The following is a 17664-nucleotide window of genomic DNA, read 5'->3' as shown; positions in this document are numbered from 1 at the left end:
ATATTACTGAGCTTCTGCTGTACCAACGGGGCGTCCGGGGCGACGCCGTTCAGAGCCCCAGCGGTTCCGCGCGGCCCACGATCGTGCCCGCGCGGTCGATGCAGATCACGTCCACCGCCACCGGCGAGCCGAGCAGCACGCCGAGCGCCGTCGCCCGGGCCGCCTCGGCGACCAGGTCACCCAGCGGCACCCCGGCGGCCCGGCACAACTGCACCGCCTCCAGGCCCGTGTTGGCCTCCGCCACCGCCCGCGCCAGCTCCTCGTCCGCGCCGCCGCGCCTGGCCAGGCCCGCCAGGTACCCCTTGTCCACCTGGGAGCGCGCCGAGTGCAGGTCGAGGTGGCCGGCGGCGAGCTTGGAGAGCTTGGCGAAGCCGCCCGCGATGGTCAGCCGGGCCACGGGGTGGCGCTTGAGGTACTTGAGGACGGCGCCGGCGAAGTCGCCCATGTCGAGCAGCGCGTCCTCGGGCAGGCCGTGGACCGCGACCGCGACCTTCTCCGAGGTCGAACCGGTGCAGCCCGCCACGTGCGTACGGCCCGCGGCGCGGGCCACGTCCACCCCGCGACGGATCGAGTCGATCCAGGCGGAGCAGGAGTAGGGGACGACGATGCCCGTGGTGCCGAGGATGGACAGGCCCCCGAGGATGCCGAGGCGGGGGTTCCAGGTCGAGCGGGCGATCTCCTCGCCGTGGTCCACGGAGATCTCCACCACCACGTCCCCGCTGCCCCCGTGCGCGGCCGCGACCTCGGCGACCGCGTCGCGGATCATCTGCCGGGGCACCGGGTTGATCGCGGGCTCGCCGACCGGCAGCGGCAGGCCCGCCTTGGTGACCGTCCCCACGCCGGGGCCGGCCCGGAACACCACGCCCGTACCGGGCTCGCCGGCCCGGACGGTCGAGCGGATCAGCGCGCCGTGGGTCACGTCGGGGTCGTCGCCGGCGTCCTTGACCACCCCGGCCATGGCGGCGGCCGTCTCCTCGGCCCGCGCGTCGGCCCGCCCGTCCGTCAGCTCCTCGCCCCGCCCGTCGGTCAGTTCCTCGGCGGCGAGCGCGAAGGCCGGCTGCTGGCCCTTGGGGAGGGTGATGGTCACCGGGTCGGGGAAGTCGCCGGTGAGCAGGGCGGTGTAGGCGGCCTTGGTGGCGGCGGTGGCGCAGGCGCCCGTCGTCCAGCCCGGCCGCAGGCCGCTGCTCTTCAGCTGGCCGGCCCGGCCTCCCGCTGCTGCTCCCGCTGGGGCCACCTGTGCCTCGCCTCCGACCGCGTCGCGCCGCGGCCACCGCGGCCGCACCCGCCGATTTTCCCCCATCCGCCCTGATGGGCGACGACCGGGGAGGAGATGGGGCCGGGCGAGAGGAGGAGAAGGGGACGGGCGCCTCCGCCCGTTCTCGAACTGTTCCCCGCACGGGGCTCCCCGTACGGGCTACCAGCCAGTAATCTTTCGCTCCGTTACTCACGGGTTCAGACAGGTTCATGACGTGGTCCGGCGGCGGGGACAACCCGGCCGGGCCTTCGGTTTGTGGGGGTATTTTCATGGCAGGGATGAAGCGGCGCACGTTCCTCACCGGCACCTCGGTGGCCGCGGCCTGGTCGGCCCTGTCGCTGAGCGGCGCGCAGCTCGCCTCGGCGGCGGTGCGCGAGAAGGCGCTGGCGGCCACGGCCGCGCGGGCGGTCTCGGTGACCGGCACGACGCTGGAGCAGGTGGCCACGCCCGTCGGCACCGGCGGCTACAAGCGGCTGACGGCCGGACCGGGCTGGCCGCTGATGGTCCGCGGGGACCTCGCCGCGCCGGGCGCCGGCCGGGACGACCGCCGCACCGGGCTCGCCAGCTTCGTGCAGTTCAGCGACCTGCACCTGGTGGACACCGAGTCCCCGGTGCGCTTCGAGTACCTGGCCAAGTTCAACGGCAGCGCCTACCGGCCGCAGGAGGCGCTCAACGCGCGCGGCGTCTCCTCGCTCGTCGAGCGGGTCAACTCGCTGGCCGGCGGCCCCTACACGGGCCTGCCGTTCAGCATGGTGATGGCCACCGGCGACAACACCGACAACCACGAGCTGGCCGAACTCGACTGGTACCTCACGGTCATGGGCGGCGGGCGCCTGGCCCAGAACACCGGCGACACCAGCCGCTACGAGGGCGTGCAGAACTCCGGCAACGTCGGCTACTGGAACCCCGAGCTCTCCTACGCCGACGTCTACAAGGCGGCGGGCTTCCCGCAGGTGCCCGGCTTCCTCTCCGCCGCCGGGCGGCCCTTCGACGCGCCGGGCCTGCGCACCCCCTGGTACACCACGGTCGGCAACCACGACGACAGCATCGAGGGCTCGCTGCCGGACTTCGGCCTGCTGAACGAGCTCTACACCGGCCGCTACAAGCTGGAGGGCTGCGACGACGCGACGGCGGCGCAGCTGATGGACTCCCTGCGGCGGGACCCGGCGGGCGCGGTGCTGCTGCTCGCCAAGCTGATCGTGGACGGCGAGGCGGTGCGCGAGGTCACCCCGGACGCGCGCCGAAAGCCGTTCACGCTCAAGGAGTTCGCCAAGGCCCACCTCAACCCGGCCGTCACCGGCGCCGGGCCGTACGGGCACGGGTTCACCTCGGACATGGTGGGCAGCGGCAAGCTCTACTACACCTTCCGCATCTCGGAGAAGGTCGTCGGCATCAGCCTGGACACCACCAACCAGGCCGGATTCGCGGACGGTTCGCTCGGCAGCGCCCAACTGCGCTGGCTGGAGCAGCAGTTGCAGGCGCACAGCGGGCACTGGTACGACGGCAGCGGGCGCCGGGTGACGGGCGGGAGCACGGACGACCTGGTGCTGGTCTTCAGCCACCACACCAGCACCAGCATGGGCAACCTGCTGCCGGACCCGCGCAACATCTTCGAGAAGCGGCACGACGGCAACGAGCTGGTGGCGCTGCTGCAGCGCTACCCGAACGTGGTCGGCTGGGTGAACGGGCACACCCACATGAACAAGATCACTCCGCACGGGCACGCGGTGCCGGAGCGGGCGTTCTGGGAGATCAACACCGCCTCGCACATCGACTACCCGCAGCACGGCCGCATCATCGAGGTCGCGGACAACGGCGACGGGACGCTCTCGCTGTTCACCACGCTGATCGAGTCCTCCGCCCCGTACGGGACGGACTTCACCAGCACCTCGGACGCCAACCTGGCGGCGCTGTACCGCGAGCTGTCGTACAACGACCCGAACGGGCGGCCGACGGCGCTGCTGGGCTCGGGCCAGGACCACAACACCGAGCTGCTGATCGCCAAGCCGACGCGGTGACGAAGGACAGATGACGGCGAACAGATGTCACCATCTGTTCGCCGTCATCTGTCGACTGTTATCTGTTAGCTGTTCGCTGAACCCCGTCCGCCGTCAGTCCTCCGGGTACCGCCGGGGCGTCCAGACGACCTGCACGCCGCCGCCCCGTTCGACCGCCTGGGTCTGCGAGGAGCCGATCAGCAGGATCGTGCGCATGTCGACCAGCGCCGGGTCCAGTTCGCCGAGGCGGACGATCCGGACGCGCTCGGTCGGGCCGCCGACGTCGCGGGCCATGACGACCGGGGTCTCGGGCGCGCGGTACTCCAGCAGCAGGTCCCGGGCCAGGCCGACCTGGGTGATGCGGGACTTGGAGCCCGGGTTGTACAGGGCCAGCACCAGGTCCGCCTCGGCGGCGGCGCGCAGCCGCTTGGCCACCACCTCCCAGGGCTTGAGCCGGTCCGAGAGGGACACCACCGCGTAGTCGTGGCCGAGCGGGGCGCCTGCCCGGGAGGCGGCCGCGTGGGCGGCGGTCATCCCGGGGACGATGCGCACCGGCACGTCCCGGTAGTCGGGCTCGCAGGCGACCTCGAGGACGGCGGTCGCCATCGCGAACACACCCGGGTCGCCCGAGGAGACCACCGCCACGCGGTGCCCGCGCCGGGCGAGGTCGAGGGCGTACTCGGCGCGCTCCGACTCCACCTTGTTGTCCGAGCCGTGCCGCCGCTGCCCGGGCCGCTCGGGCACCCGGTCCAGGTAGGTGGTGTATCCGACCAGGTCGGTGGCCTCGGACAGCGCGCCGCGCGCCTCGGCGGTGAGCCAGAGCGGCCCGGCCGGCCCGGTGCCGACCACGGTCACGCTGCCCATACCGTCCGCCAGCCGTACGACCGGCTCCAGGGGCGCGACCTTGCTCGGCAGCACCGCCACCGAGAAGTACGGGACGCTCTCGCCCTCGACCTCGACCAGCGGGGCGATCCGCTCGCCCTCCATGAAGGCGCGCTCCACGTACTGCGCGTCCTCCAGCCGCCCGGCCCGCTCCAGCGCGCGGCGCACGGCCGGGAAGGTGCGGCCCAGCTTCATGATCACGGCCGAGTCCGCGGCGGCTATCCGCGCGGTGAGCTCCTCCTCGGGCAGCGTGCCCGGGATGACGGTCAGCGTCTCCTCGGCCTCGGTCAGCGGCTGCCCCAGCCGGGCCGCCGCCGCGCTCACCGAGGTCACGCCGGGCACGACCTCGGTCGGGTAGCGGTGCGCGAGGCGCTTGTGCATGTGCTGGTAGGAGCCGTAGAAGAGCGGGTCCCCCTCGGCGAGGACGACGACGTCGCGTCCGGCGTCCAGGTGGGCGGCCAGCCGGGCGGACGCCTCCTCGTAGAACTCGTCCAGCGCGCCCCGGTAGCCGCCGGGGTGGTCGGTGGTCTCGACGGTGAGCGGGTAGACCAGCTTCTCCTCGATCTGACCGCCCGTCAGGTACCGCTCGGCGATGGAACGCGCGATGGAGCGGCCGTGGCGGGCGCTGTGGTACGCCACCACGTGGGCCTTGCCGATGAGTTCGGCCGCGCGGACGGTCACCAGCGACGGGTCGCCGGGGCCGAGCCCGACCCCGTACAGCCGTCCGGTGGGGGTGTTCTGACGGTCCGTCACTCTACTTCGCTCGCAATCGCGTTGACGGCGGCGGCGGCCATCGCGCTGCCGCCGCGCCGGCCGCGCACCACCAGGTGCTCCAGGCCCGAGGCGTGCTCGGCCAGGGCCTGCTTGGACTCGGCGGCGCCGATGAAGCCGACCGGGACGCCGATCACCGCGGCCGGTCGCGGCGCGCCGGCCTCGATCATCTCGAGCAGCCGGAACAGCGAGGTCGGCGCGTTGCCGACGGCCACCACCGCGCCCTCCAGCCGGGGCAGCCACAGCTCCATGGCGGCGGCGCTGCGGGTGTTGCCCATCTTCCGCGCGAGCTCGGGCACGGACGGGTCGGTGAGGGTGCAGATCACCTCGTTGTCGGCGGGCAGCCGCTTGCGGGTCACTCCGCTGGCGACCATGTTGACGTCGCACAGGATCGGCGCACCGGCGTTCAGGGCGGCGCGCGCGGAGGCGACCACGCCGGGCGAGTACACCAGGTCCTCGACCAGGTCGACCATCCCGCAGGCGTGGATCATCCGCACCGCGACCTGGGAGACGTCCGCCGGGAGGGCGGCCAGGTCGGCCTCCGCGCGGATGGTGGCAAAGGACTGGCGGTAGATGGACGCGCCGTCCTTCTCGTACTCGATCACTTGGTGGTCCTCCTGGCCGCGGCGACCGCCTCGGCCGTCTGCTCGTTCCTCACGTCGACGGCCGCCCCGGAGGCGCCCGCCGGCCCGTTCACCGTCACCCGGTAGCCCTGCCCCGTGGCGAGCACGTCCACCCACCGTCCGGCCGGGTGTCCGCAGCGCCGCTCACAGCCGGACCAGTGCACGGGAAGTCCTGTCGCCGCACCCGCGGCGTCCAGCGCCGAGGCCGCGTCCGCCCGGACGTCGGCCAGCGACTTGGCGCAGCCCGGCAGCCCGGTGCAGGCGCTGGCCCGCTCCCAGGCCGAGCCCGCCTCCGTACGGAAGCCGGCCTGCGCCAGCTTCGCGAGCCCGGGGGCCGCGGCCCCCGGCAGCACCACGCCGCGCCAGGGCGTCAGCCGCAGCCCGCCCGCCGAGGCGGCGACCAGCGCCCGCCACTGCGCGGCGCTCGCCCGGCCGAAGCGCAGGCCCACCGAGAGCGCGCCGGGCAGCACGCCGAGGGCGGGCGCCTCACCGGCGAAGCCGGGCAGCGCCACGGTGCCGGCGGGCAGCAGGTCGGGCACCTCGCGCGGGTGCCAGGCCCGCCGGCCGGTGGTGCGCAGCGCGTCGAGGAAGGCGCGGGCGGCGTCGAGGACGGCCGTCACCTCCCGGCCGGGCTCCACGGGGTGGCCGTACGCGTCGCGCCCGAGGCGCAGCAGCGGGGCGGCGCTCCCGGAACCCGGGCCCGGGCCCGGGCCCTCGCCCTCGCCCTCGCCCGCCGAGCCTGCGATCAATGTCACATCGGCGTCGAGCGCGGCGACGTCGCCCCGCCCGTCGTCCAGGGCGAACAGGAACTTGCCGGAGAGCCCGGCCGCCCAGTCGCTCGCGCACAGCCGCGCGTCCAGTTCCCGCACCCAGGCCCGCACGTCGGGCCCTGAGGCGTCGGGAAGCCCGGCCAGCGGCGAGGCGACGATGTTGCGCACCCGCTCGTGGGTGTCGGAGGGCAGCAGCCTCACCGCCCGCAGCCGCTCGGCGAGTTCGCCCGCGCAGTCCGAACCCAGGCCGCGCAGTTGGACGTTGCCGCGCGAGGTGGTCTCCAGGGCGCCGTCGCCGAGCGCTTCGGAAGCCTCCGCGAGGGCGAGCGCCTGACGGTCCGTCAGCTCACCTCCGGGCAGGCGGATGCGCGCCAGGGCGCCGTCGTCGGCGGCGTGCAGGCGCAGCGCGCCGGGGCAGACGTCCGCCCGGGCCCGGTCGGACACCGCCCGCCCTGGCACCGGGGCGCCCGGCGGGGTGGGGTCGGGTGTCGGTGGCATGGCGGCGAGCATACAGATGATCCGATCCGTTGCCTCCGTCCGTCGCGTCACATCCCCGCCCGCCCCGGGCCCGTTCACCCCGGCCCGCCCCCGTCGAGCTCCGGCGGGCTCTCCCGCAGGTCAGCCGCACCCCGTACGATGCTGGGCGGGCGGTCCCGGCGGACCGTCCACGCCAGCGACGGCGCAGGGGAGGAAACCGGTGTGAGCCCGGTGCGGTCCCGCCACTGTGACCGCGGCGCACCGGACGACCGGTGGCCGCGGGAGCCAGGAACTCCTGCCGTCCTCCACCGGCCCGGGGCGCGGACCCCGAGGAAGGCAGCTATGCACCAGCGCCGTCGCCTGCGCGCGTCCGCGTCCCCGGACGCCTGTCCGGCACCCCGTGCCGTCACCGCGGCCCACCGTGCCGTCACCGCGACCGCCACCACAGCCGTCACCACGGCCGCCCAGGCCCAGACTTCGGCCACCCCGGCCATCACCGCGGCCATCCTGGCCACCGACGAGGCCGGGAGGGCCTTCCTATGATCCTGCTGCTGTCGACGTCCGACACCGACCTGCTGAGCGCCCGCGCCTCGAGCGGCCCCGTCCCCTACCGCCTCGGCAACCCCGCCCGGCTCTCCCCCGAGGAGCTGCCCGCGCTGCTCGAGGGCGTCGAGCTGGTCGTGGTCCGCCTCCTCGGCGGGCGCCGCGCCTGGCAGGAGGGCCTGGACGCGCTGCTCGCCGGCCCCCGCCCGGTGATCGTGCTGACCGGCGAACAGGCCCCCGACGCCCAGCTGATGGAGCTGTCCACCGTCCCGGCCGGCATCGCCGCCGAGGCGCACGCCTACCTCGCCCACGGCGGCGCCGCCAACCTGGCCGAGCTCGGCGCCTTCCTCTCCGACACCGTGCTGCTCACCGGCCACGGCTTCGCCCCGCCCGCCTCCGCGCCCGCGTGGGGGCCGCTGGAGCGCGAAGCCCGTACGACCGACGGCCCGACCGTCGCGGTGCTCTACTACCGAGCCCACCACATGAGCGGCAACACCGCCTTCGTGGAGACGCTCTGCCGGGCCGTCGAGGACAAGGGCGCGCAGGCCAGGGCCTACTACTGCGCCTCGCTGCGCGGCGCCGAGCCCGAGCTGCTGGCCGCCCTCGGCGAGGCCGACGCGATCGTCACCACCGTCCTCGCCGCCGGCGGCACCCGCCCGGCCGACGCCCAGGCCGGCGGCGACGAGGAGGCGTGGGACGCGGGCGCGCTCGCCGCCCTCGACCGGCCGATCCTCCAGGCGCTCTGCCTGACCTGGTCGCGCGCCCAGTGGGAGGCCAGCGACGACGGCCTCTCCCCGCTGGACACCGCCACCCAGATCGCCGTGCCGGAGTTCGACGGCCGCCTGATCTCCGTCCCCTTCTCCTTCAAGGAGCTCGACGAGGACGGCCTGACCGTCTACGCCGCCGACCCGGAGCGCGCGGCCCGCGTCGCCGGAACCGCCGTCAGCCACGCCCGGCTGCGCCACGTCCCGGCCGCCGAGCGCCGCCTGGCGCTGGTCCTGTCCGCGTACCCGACCAAGCACGCCCGTGTCGGCAACGCCGTCGGCCTGGACACCCCGGCCAGCGCGGTGCGCCTGCTGGAGCGGCTGCGCGAGGAGGGCATGGACCTCGGGGACAGCATCCCCGGGTTCTCGCGCGGCGAGTCGGAAGGGGAAGGCCACGACGAGGACGGCGGCCACGAGGGCGACGCGATCATCCACGCCCTGATCGCCGCCGGCGGCTACGACCAGGACTGGCTGACCGAGGACCAGCTCGCCCGCAACCCCGTGCGCATCCCCGCCGCCGACTACCGCCGCTGGTACGCCACCCTCCCGCAGGCGCTGCGCGAGCGGGTCGAGGAGCACTGGGGCCCGGCCCCCGGCGAGCTGTACGTCGACCGCTCCCAGAACCCCGACGGCGACATCGTGCTCGCCGCGATCCGCTCCGGGAACCTGCTCGTCCTCATCCAGCCGCCGCGCGGCTTCGGCGAGAACCCCGTCGCGATCTACCACGACCCGGACCTCCCGCCGAGCCACCACTACCTGGCCGCCTACCGCTGGATCGAGGCCGCGCAGGAGGACGGCGGCTTCGGCGCCCACGCCGCCATCCACCTCGGCAAGCACGGCAACCTGGAGTGGCTGCCCGGCAAGACCGCCGCGCTGTCCGCCGAGTGCGGCCCCGACGCCGTCCTCGGCGACCTGCCGCTGATCTACCCCTTCCTGGTCAACGACCCGGGCGAGGGCACCCAGGCCAAGCGCCGCGCCCACGCCACCCTCGTCGACCACCTCGTGCCGCCGATGGCCCGCGCCGACTCCTACGGCGACATCGCGCGCCTGGAGCAGCTCCTCGACGAGCACTCCAACATCGCCGCGATGGACCCGGCCAAGCTGCCCGCCATCCGTGCCCAGATCTGGACGCTCATCCAGGCAGCCAAGCTCGACCACGACCTCGGCCTCGACGAGCGCCCCGAGGACGACGGCTTCGACGACTTCCTGCTGCACGTCGACGGCTGGCTCTGCGAGATCAAGGACGCCCAGATCCGCGACGGCCTGCACGTCCTCGGCCAGGCGCCCGCCGGCGTCGACCGGGTCAACATCGTGCTCGCCATCCTGCGCGCCCGCCAGATCTGGGGCGGCGTCAGCGCCCTGCCCGGCCTGCGCGAGGCGCTCGGCCTGGACGAGGCGGCCCTCACCCTGGGCGCCACCGACGCCGCCGAGGCCCAGGCCCGCGCCCTGGTCGAGGCGATGGAGGCCGAGGACTGGTCCCCCGAGGCCGTCGAGAAGGTCGCCGCCGGGCACCCGGAGGCCGTCCGCGAGGTGCTGGCCTTCGCCGCCACCCAGGTGGTGCCGCGCCTGGCCGCCACCACCGACGAGCTGGACGCCGTCCTGCACGCCCTCCGGGGCGGGTTCGTCCCCGCCGGGCCCTCCGGCTCCCCGCTGCGCGGCCTGGTCAACGTGCTGCCGACGGGCCGCAACTTCTACTCCGTCGACCCGAAGGCCGTCCCCAGCAAGCTCGCCTGGGAGACCGGCCAGGCCCTCGCCTCCTCGCTGATCGAGCGCTACACCGCCGACAACGACGGCGCCTACCCGCCCTCGGTCGGGCTCTCGCTGTGGGGCACCAGCGCCATGCGCACCGCCGGCGACGACATCGCCGAAGCCTTCGCCCTGCTGGGCGTGCGCCCGGTCTGGGACGACGCCTCGCGGCGGGTCACGGGCCTGGAGGCCATCGGGCTGGAGGAGCTGGGCCGCCCGCGCATCGACGTGACGCTTCGCATCTCCGGCTTCTTCCGCGACGCCTTCCCGCACGTCGTCGCCCTGCTGGACGACGCGGTGCGCCTGGCCGCCGCCCAGGAGGAGCCCGACGCGGACAACTACGTCCGCGCCCACGTGCAGGCCGACCTCGCGGTGCACGGCGACGAGCGCAAGGCCACCGTGCGCGTCTTCGGCTCCCGCCCGGGCACCTACGGCGCGGGCCTGCTCCAGCTGATCGACAGCCGCGACTGGCGCACCGACGCCGACCTCGCCGAGGTCTACACCGTCTGGGGCGGCTACGCGTACGGGCGCGGCCTCGACGGCCGCCCGGCGCGCGAGGAGATGGAGACCGCCTACAAGCGGATCACCGTCGCCGCGAAGAACACCGACACCCGCGAGCACGACATCGCCGACTCGGACGACTACTTCCAGTACCACGGCGGCATGGTGGCCACCGTCCGCGCCCTGACCGGCAGGGCCCCCACCGCCTACATCGGCGACTCCACCCGCCCGGAGACCGTCCGCACCCGGACGCTGACCGAGGAGGCCGCCCGCGTCTTCCGCGCCCGGGTCGTCAACCCGCGCTGGATCGAGGCGATGCGCCGCCACGGCTACAAGGGCGCCTTCGAGATGGCCGCGACGGTGGACTACCTGTTCGGCTACGACGCCACGACGGGCGTGGTCGCCGACTGGATGTACGAGAAGCTCACCCAGGAGTACGTCCTCGACCCCGTCAACCGCGAGTTCCTCGCCGGCGCCAACCCCTGGGCCCTGCACGGCATCAGCGAGCGCCTGCTCGAGGCGGCCGGCCGGGGCCTGTGGGAGCAGCCCGACCCGGAGCTGATCGAGCAGCTCCAGGCCGCGTTCCTGGAGACCGAGGGCGACCTGGAGGGCGAGGAGGGCTGACAGCCCTCGGGGCCGGCCACCACCCGCCGCTGTCCGGGCGGCAGGTGGTGGCCGGTCCGCGTCAACCTGGCGCGCTTCCGTCTGGCACGGACGGCGGGGCGGGCGGACAATACGGGGCATGTCGCGCCGCACCGCTCCCTCCAGCCCAGCCCTGAGCACGGCCCCCGCGCGAGAGCAGGCGCCGCGCGCGCCGCATCCGCATCCGCACCGGTACCGGGGGCGGGTGGGGGCGCTGGCGTGCGGGGCGGTGCCGGTACTGGCGTTCCCGGCGGCCGGGCAGGCGTGGCTGGCATGGGTCGCGCTGGTGCCCGGGCTGCTGCTGATGCAGCGGGCGCCGGGGCCGCGCGAGGCGGCGGTGCGCGGATGGTGGTTCGGCGCCGGGTTCATCCTGACGGCGATGTACTGGCTGCTGCCGTCCATCGGCCCCGGACTGCCGGTGATCGCCGTCCTGTTCGGCGCGCTCCAGGGCGGCCTCGGGTACGCGGTGCACCGGCTGCTGAGCCCGCCGCTGACCACCCGTCGGACGCTGCTGGCGCTGCTGGTCGTCCCGGCGGTGTGGGTGACCGCCGAGTACGCGCGCTCCTGGCACGCCCTCGGCGGCCCCTGGGCGCTGCTCGGCGCCACCCAGTGGCAGCACCCCGCCGTCCTGGCGCTGGCCTCGGCGGGCGGGATCTGGCTGGTCAGCGCGGCCGTCGCGGCCGTCAACACCGGGGTGCTGGTGCTGCTGACCGCCGTGCACCGCGCGCCCCGCGCCGTCGCGGCGCTGAGCGTGGTGGCCGTGCTGGCGGCAGGACCCCTGCTGTTCGCCCTGCGGGAGGCGCCGGTGCGCACCGGGGCGGTGACGGTGGCGCTGGTCCAGCCGGGCATCGTGGAGGACCCTCAGGAGCGGTTCGACGCGAGCGCCCGCGCCACCGCCGCGCTGGCCGGGCGGCCGGTGGACCTGGTCGTCTGGGGCGAGAGCAGTACCACCGCCGACCTCGACCAGGACGCGGCCTCGCTGGACCGGCTGCGCGAACTGTCCGCCGCCACCGGCGCCCAGCTGCTCGCCGGCGAGGACGCCCGCAAGGCGGACGGGCGGATCTCCAAGGACGCGGTGCTGGTCTCCCCCTCCGGGGTGCTGGACCGCTACCGCAAGATCCGGCTGGTGCCCTTCGGCGAGTACATCCCGCTGCGGCCCCTGCTGGGCTGGATCTCCGGGGTCAGCCGGGCGGCGGGCGAGAACCGGGCGCCCGGCACCGCCTTCCACCTGCTGCCCGTCACCGACCGGTCGGGCGGGCCGCTGCCGGTGGCGGCGCTGGTCTGCTTCGAGTCGGCCTTCCCCGACATGTCGCGCACCGCCGCGCGGGACGGCGCCCGGGTGCTGGTGTACCAGTCCTCGACCTCGACCTTCCAGCACACCTGGGCGCCCGAGCAGCACGTCTCCCTGGCGGCGATCCGGGCCGCCGAGACGGGCCGCCCCGCCGTACAGGCGTCGCTGACCGGGGTGTCGGCCGCCTTCGACGCGCAGGGGCGCGAGCTCGCCCGGCTCGGCACCGGCGACACCGGGGCGCTGACCGTACGGCTGCCGCTCACCGAGCCCGGCACGCTGACCTGGTACGACCGGATCGGCGACGTGGTGCCGATGGGCGCGCTGCTGGTCACGGCGGGCGCGGGGGTGGCGGCCTGGCGCTCGCGCGCCGGCGGCCGGGCCGCTGATCGGGCCGCTGATCGGGCCGCCGCCGCTCAGCCCTCGGCGCCCGCGAGGTAGACGCCGAACGCGGCGCCCTGGCCGTCGCGGAGCACGGCGATGCGCGGACCGTCCGGCACGTCGGTGGCGGGCATCAGGACGTCCGCGCCGAGGCCCGTGGCCCGGCCGACGGTGAGGTCGACGTCGGCGACGCTGAAGTACGGCAGCCAGTGCGGCGGCACCTGCGGCGGGAAGTTCTCGCCCATGACCAGCATCCCGCCGAAGTCCTGGCCGGCCAGGCCCCACTGGGTGTACTGCTCGGAGGGGGCCACCGACCAGCCGAACACCTTCGGGTAGAAGGCGAGGGCGCTCTCCGGCTCGCGGGTGAGCAGTTCGACCCAGCCGAGCGAGCCCGGCTCGTTGAACACCCCGGCGCCGGGGAAGGCGCGGGCCTGCCAGAGGGTGAAGACGGCGCCCGAGGGGTCGGCGGCCACCGCGAAGCGGCCGAGGTCGAACACGTCGGCGGGCCCCATCAGCAGGCGGCCGCCGGCGCCCTCGATGCTCGCGGCGGTGGCGTCGGCCTCGGCGACGGCGAAGGAGACCGTCCAGGCCACGGGCTGCTGCGGGGCGTAGATCGGGGTGATGGCGGCGGCCGGGGCCTCGCCCAGGTGCATCTGGGTGTAGCCGCCGGCCTCGGGGCGGACGTCGGTGACGGCGCGCCAGCCGAACAGTTCGCCGTAGAACGCCTTGGCGGCGGCCGGGTCGGAGGTGCCGAGCTCGACCCAGCAGGGGCCGTTGGTGGTGACGGTGTTCTGCTTCACTGTTCTGCCTCATTCGTCACTGACGTATCGTCAGCATCTTGTGTCTTCAGGAGACTTCGAGGACGACCTTGCCCTGTGGGTGGCCGGACTCGACCAGCGCGACGGCCTCGGCGGCATGGGCGAGCGGGTAGCGGGCGGTGATGTGCGGGTCCAGTTCGCCGGCGGCGACGAGGGCGGCGAGGGCGGCCAGCGTGGCGGGCGTGGTGGAGCGGGTGATGTAGCGGCCGCCGAGGTCGGCGGCGGTGACCGGGTCGACGGTGCTGACCAGGTTGGCGCGGTCGGTGAGGGCCGGGGCCACGGCGCGCAGGGCTTCGCCGCCGACCAGGTCGAGGATGGCGTCGACGCCCTCGGGGGCGGCGGCCGCGAGCCGCTCGGCGACGCCCTCTCCGTAGCGGACGGGCACCGCGCCGAGGGATTCCAGGTACGGGCGGCCCCTCTCGCCGGTGGTGCCGAGGACGGTCAGGCCCTGGCGGCGGGCGAGTTGGGCGGCCGCGCCGCCGACGCCGCCGGAGGCTCCGACGATCAGCAGGGTGCGCCCGGGGGCCAGGCCGAGGTCGCGCAAGGCGTCGTCGGCAGTGGCGGCGGCGACGCCCAGGACGGCGGCCCGGTCGAATCCCACGGCGGACGGCTTGCGGGCGCTCGACTCGGCCCGCAGGAGGGTCTGTTCGGCGAAGGCCCCGGCGGCCACGACGCCGAACACCTCGTCGCCCGGGGCGAAGCCGTCCACTCCGGGGCCGACCCGCTGGACCACGCCGGACGCCTCCTGCCCCATCACGGCGGGCAGTTGCCGCTCACGGCCGAGCAGCCCCCGGCGGACCTTCCAGTCCACCGGGTTCACCCCGGCCGCGCGCACCGTGATCGCGATCCGGCCGGGGCCCGGGGCGAGCTCGGGGCGGTCCAGGAACTCCTGGGTCTCCGGGCCGCCGTAGTCGACGAAGCCGAACGCCTTGGCCATCGGTGATCCCACTCCTCGGATAGCGGCCGCGCCGCCGCGCGCCCTCGCTCTCCCCCGCCCCAGCATGCGGGGCGGGCGGGAGCGGCGACGGGCGCTGGTGGGCCGAACGGGGTGGGCGGACGGATGGCGGGCGGCGGACGGGGAACAGAGAACAGAGAACGGATGACAGCGGACAGATTGCAGAATCTGTCCGCTGTCATCCGTCATCCGTCATCTGTTATCCGTCGACTGTCCGCTGTCAGCTGTCAGCCGCGCGCCGCCCGGGCCACCGGGATCCAGAGCTCGGCCTCGGCGTCGGCCGTCCCCGGCACGAACCGGACCTGGAGGATCTCCGGGCCCTGCCTGGCCTCGTACGGGTTCGACGGGAACCACTGGCTGGCCACGTCCCCCCACATCTCCTGCAGCGCCTGCGGGAACGCCCCTGTGTTGATGAACACCGCCCAGGTGCCGGCCGGGACGGGCAACACCTCCAGGTCGTCCGGAACGACCGCGTCCTCGCGTGCCACCACCGCGTGCCAGTAGTCGAGTTCGGAGCCCTCCTCCCGGTTGGGCGAGAAGTCGTCGCTCACCGTCACGATGCCGACCGGGTCCGACCCGGTCAGGGCCGTGATCCGCTCGACGGTCTCCTTGCCGAGCCCCTTGATGAACTCGGCGATGTGCGGGTTGACGCCCTGGTAGATCAGGGGGACCCGCGCCTTCCGGCCGACGACCCGGAAATCGGGCTTCTCGACGATCCGGTAATCCATGCTGCTGCTTCCCTCCACGACGAGTCGGAAGGACATCCGGGGCTGTGAGGTGAGCACCGCGCCGTCGCGCCGGGCCTCGCCGGGGCCGACCCCGTGCATCGCCCGGAACGCCCGGGCGAACGCCTCGCCCGACGTGTAGCCGTAACGCACCGCGATGTCGAGCAACGTCCGCCCGCCGTCCAGCACTTCGGCTCCCGCGACGGTCAGCCGCCGGCGCCGGACGTACTCCGACAGCGGCATCCCGGCGAGCATCGAGAACAGCCGCCGGAAGTGGTACTCCGACGTCATCGCGATCCGCGCCAGCCCGGCCACGTCGATCTCGCGGTCGAGGTCCTCCTCGATCCGGTCCATCGCCCGGTTCAGGTGCTCCAGCACTTCGCCCCGTCCTTCCCTTGTTGATCTCCACCGTAGGAAGGCCCCACCCTGCCGTACCCGACCATCGGTGCCCGCTCCGGTCGGGTACGGCAGGGTCGGGTGCAGCAGGGTGGGGTGCAGCAGGGTGGGCTCAGGCGTACGGGATCAGACCAGGCCCTGCGCCAGCATCGCGTCGGCGACCAGCTCGAAGCCCGCGATGTTCGCGCCCACCACGTAGTCGCCCGGGTGCCCGTAGCGCTCGGCGGTGGTGAAGCAGGACTCGTGGATGTGCCGCATGATCGAGGCCAGCCGCTCCTCGGTGCGCTCGAAGCTCCAGGAGTCGCGCGAGGCGTTCTGCTGCATCTCCAGCGCGCTGGTCGCCACACCGCCCGCGTTGGCCGCCTTGCCCGGGCCGAAGGCCACGCCCGCCTCCCGCAACACCCGCACGGCCTCCGGGGTGGTGGGCATGTTGGCGCCCTCGGCCACGGCCAGCACGCCGCCGCGCACGAGCGCGATCGCGTCCGCCTCGGTCAGCTCGTTCTGGGTGGCACAGGGCAGCGCGACCTCGCAGGGCACCGCCCACACGCCCGGGCCCTCGACGAACTTCACGTGCGGGCCCCGCAGTTCGGCGTAGTCGGAGACCCGGCCGCGCCGGACCTCCTTGACCTCCTTGAGCAGGGCCAGGTCGATGCCCTTCTCGTCGACCACGTAGCCGGAGGAGTCCGAGCAGGTGAGCACCGTCGCGCCGAGCTGCTGCGCCTTCTCGATCGCGTAGATCGCCACGTTGCCGGAACCGGAGACCACCACCCGGCGGCCGTCCAGGCTCTCGCCCCGGCTGCGCAGCATCTCGGCGGTGAACAGCACGCAGCCGTAGCCGGTGGCCTCGGTGCGTACCCGCGCGCCGCCCCAGCCGAGGCCCTTGCCGGTCAGCACGCCGGCCTCGTAGCGGTTGGTGACGCGCTTGTACTGGCCGAACAGGTAGCCGATCTCCCGGCCGCCGACGCCGATGTCCCCGGCGGGGACGTCGGTGTGCTCGCCGAGGTGGCGGTACAGCTCGGTCATGAAGGACTGGCAGAACCGCATGATCTCGGCGTCCGAGCGGCCCTTGGGGTCGAAGTCCGAGCCGCCCTTGCCGCCGCCGATGGCCAGCCCGGTGAGCGCGTTCTTGAAGATCTGCTCGAAGCCGAGGAACTTGACGATGCCGAGGTTCACCGAGGGGTGGAAGCGCAGCCCGCCCTTGTACGGGCCGAGCGCGCTGCTGAACTCCACCCGGAAGCCGCGGTTGACGTGGATCGCGCCGGAGTCGTCCGTCCACGGCACCCGGAACATCAGCTGCCGCTCGGGCTCGCAGATCCGCTCGACGATCCGGGCGTCGATCAGCTCGGGACGGCGGGCGAGGACCGGGGCGAGGGTCTCCAGGACCTCGTGGACGGCCTGGTGGAACTCCTCCTCGCCGCGGTTGCGGCGGACCACGTCCGCGTAGAGCGACTCGATCGCGCGCTGCTCGGCCTCGAATCCGGACGGGGTGGTGGTGACGGTGGGGCGGCTGGTGGGCATCCGTTGGGGACCCTTCGATGGTCGTCGGGGTTTCGTCGGCGGTCGCGGTCGCTCAGGTGTTCCCGCGCACAGGAAACGGGACGAAGCGGTGCCGTGTCCAGCGAAACGCCCACACCCGTCCACACGCCGGAACATACGGCGAACCCCTCGTGCACCGGTGGCATCCAGTTGTTCAAATTGGAACTAAAGAGTACGGTCGACACCCGATCGACCCGATCCACCCCGAACGACGGAGGCACACCCATGCCGCAGCCCGGTCCCGCCACGGTGCGCTCGCGCGTGCGCATCCCGCTGACCTTCCCGGACGGCTACCGCGCCGAGGCCGAGGCCACCACCTTCCACGGCCTCGAGGACGGTGCGGAGCACCTCGCGCTCGCCTTCGGCACCGTCGCGGAGGGCGCGACGCCCCTGGTGCGGCTGCACTCCGAGTGCCTGACGGGCGACGTCTTCGGTTCGGACCGCTGCGACTGCGGGCCGCAGCTGCGCGAGGCCGTCGAGCGCATCGCCGAGGCCGGCGGGTACCTGCTCTACCTGCGCCAGGAGGGCCGGGGCATCGGGCTCTACAACAAGCTCGACGCGTACGCCCTCCAGAGCGCGTAACCAGACTGCCAC

Annotated in this window: 12 protein-coding genes, 1 pseudogene and 1 riboswitch; of the genes and pseudogenes, 5 read left to right on the top strand and 8 right to left on the bottom strand. The window is 74.2% G+C overall.

Annotated elements, in window-relative coordinates:
• Positions 1-49: 49 nt before the first annotated feature.
• On the bottom strand, positions 50-1234 hold the full coding sequence (locus IH61_RS0108170; RefSeq protein WP_031067154.1) for a cobalt-precorrin-5B (C(1))-methyltransferase: 1185 nt from the start codon (positions 1232-1234) through the stop codon (positions 50-52).
• Between the two features lie 290 nt (positions 1235-1524).
• On the opposite strand from IH61_RS0108170, the gene IH61_RS0108165 reads away from it, so the two are divergent.
• Positions 1525-3273, top strand: a complete 1749-nt coding sequence (locus tag IH61_RS0108165; protein ID WP_031067151.1) for a TIGR03767 family metallophosphoesterase — start codon at positions 1525-1527, stop codon at positions 3271-3273.
• A 93-nt stretch (positions 3274-3366) separates the two neighbouring features.
• Here IH61_RS0108165 and IH61_RS0108160 read toward each other — a convergent pair whose 3' ends face one another.
• From IH61_RS0108160 to IH61_RS0108150, 3 genes are read right to left on the bottom strand one after another with little or no spacing between them, the layout of a single operon-like run.
• Positions 3367-4887: a precorrin-2 C(20)-methyltransferase gene (locus tag IH61_RS0108160; protein WP_031067148.1), complete on the bottom strand. Its 1521-nt coding sequence runs from the start codon at positions 4885-4887 to the stop codon at positions 3367-3369.
• Positions 4884-5510 (bottom strand): precorrin-8X methylmutase, encoded by a 627-nt coding sequence (locus IH61_RS0108155; RefSeq protein WP_031067141.1) that lies wholly within the window; start codon positions 5508-5510, stop codon positions 4884-4886. Before IH61_RS0108155 ends, IH61_RS0108160 begins: the two co-directional genes overlap by 4 nt.
• On the bottom strand, positions 5507-6796 hold the full coding sequence (locus IH61_RS0108150; RefSeq protein ID WP_234327073.1) for a hypothetical protein: 1290 nt from the start codon (positions 6794-6796) through the stop codon (positions 5507-5509). Before IH61_RS0108150 ends, IH61_RS0108155 begins: the two co-directional genes overlap by 4 nt.
• 189 nt (positions 6797-6985) lie before the next feature.
• Positions 6986-7070, top strand: a riboswitch (cobalamin riboswitch).
• Positions 7071-7117: 47 nt separating this feature from the next.
• Here IH61_RS0108150 and IH61_RS0108145 point away from each other — a divergent pair.
• The 3 genes from IH61_RS0108145 to lnt all read left to right on the top strand — a co-directional run bounded on the left by IH61_RS0108145 (position 7118) and on the right by lnt (position 12700).
• Entirely contained in the window at positions 7118-7318 is a 201-nt protein-coding gene (locus tag IH61_RS0108145) for a hypothetical protein (RefSeq protein ID WP_031067136.1), read from the top strand.
• Positions 7315-10953 carry a cobaltochelatase subunit CobN gene (gene cobN / locus IH61_RS0108140; protein ID WP_031067133.1) on the top strand — a complete coding sequence of 1213 codons (3639 nt, stop codon included), beginning with the start codon at positions 7315-7317 and terminating at the stop codon, positions 10951-10953. The genes IH61_RS0108145 and cobN overlap by 4 nt, the downstream gene beginning before the upstream one ends.
• A 118-nt stretch (positions 10954-11071) precedes the next feature.
• Positions 11072-12700: an apolipoprotein N-acyltransferase gene (lnt, locus tag IH61_RS0108135; protein ID WP_078910926.1), complete on the top strand. Its 1629-nt coding sequence runs from the start codon at positions 11072-11074 to the stop codon at positions 12698-12700.
• On the opposite strand, the gene IH61_RS0108130 is transcribed toward lnt, so the two are convergent.
• From IH61_RS0108130 to gdhA, 4 genes are all read right to left on the bottom strand, one after another.
• Positions 12676-13440, bottom strand: coding sequence for a VOC family protein (locus IH61_RS0108130; protein WP_031067126.1), 765 nt, complete (start codon positions 13438-13440; stop codon positions 12676-12678). The two genes, lnt and IH61_RS0108130, sit on opposite strands and share 25 nt — an antisense overlap.
• A 46-nt stretch (positions 13441-13486) precedes the next feature.
• A complete protein-coding gene (locus IH61_RS0108125) occupies positions 13487-14395 on the bottom strand; it encodes an NADP-dependent oxidoreductase (protein ID WP_031067125.1) in 909 nt (302 codons plus the stop codon).
• A 245-nt stretch (positions 14396-14640) separates the two neighbouring features.
• Complete coding sequence (locus IH61_RS0108120; RefSeq protein WP_031067123.1) at positions 14641-15516, bottom strand: AraC family transcriptional regulator; 876 nt, start codon at positions 15514-15516, stop codon at positions 14641-14643.
• 144 nt (positions 15517-15660) lie between these two features.
• Positions 15661-17052, bottom strand: coding sequence for an NADP-specific glutamate dehydrogenase (gene gdhA, locus IH61_RS0108115; protein WP_031067122.1), 1392 nt, complete (start codon positions 17050-17052; stop codon positions 15661-15663).
• A gap of 243 nt (positions 17053-17295) precedes the next feature.
• On the opposite strand from gdhA, the pseudogene ribA reads away from it, so the two are divergent.
• Positions 17296-17643, top strand: a pseudogene (ribA, locus tag IH61_RS0108110) (GTP cyclohydrolase II RibA); the annotation flags it as partial.
• Positions 17644-17664: the final 21 nt, after the last annotated feature.

This window comes from Streptomyces sp. NRRL WC-3742 (genome assembly GCF_000720635.1).
GTDB lineage: Bacteria > Actinomycetota > Actinomycetes > Streptomycetales > Streptomycetaceae > Kitasatospora.
Note: the sequence above shows the minus strand (reverse complement) of the source record. Positions and strands in the feature narration are given on the sequence as shown.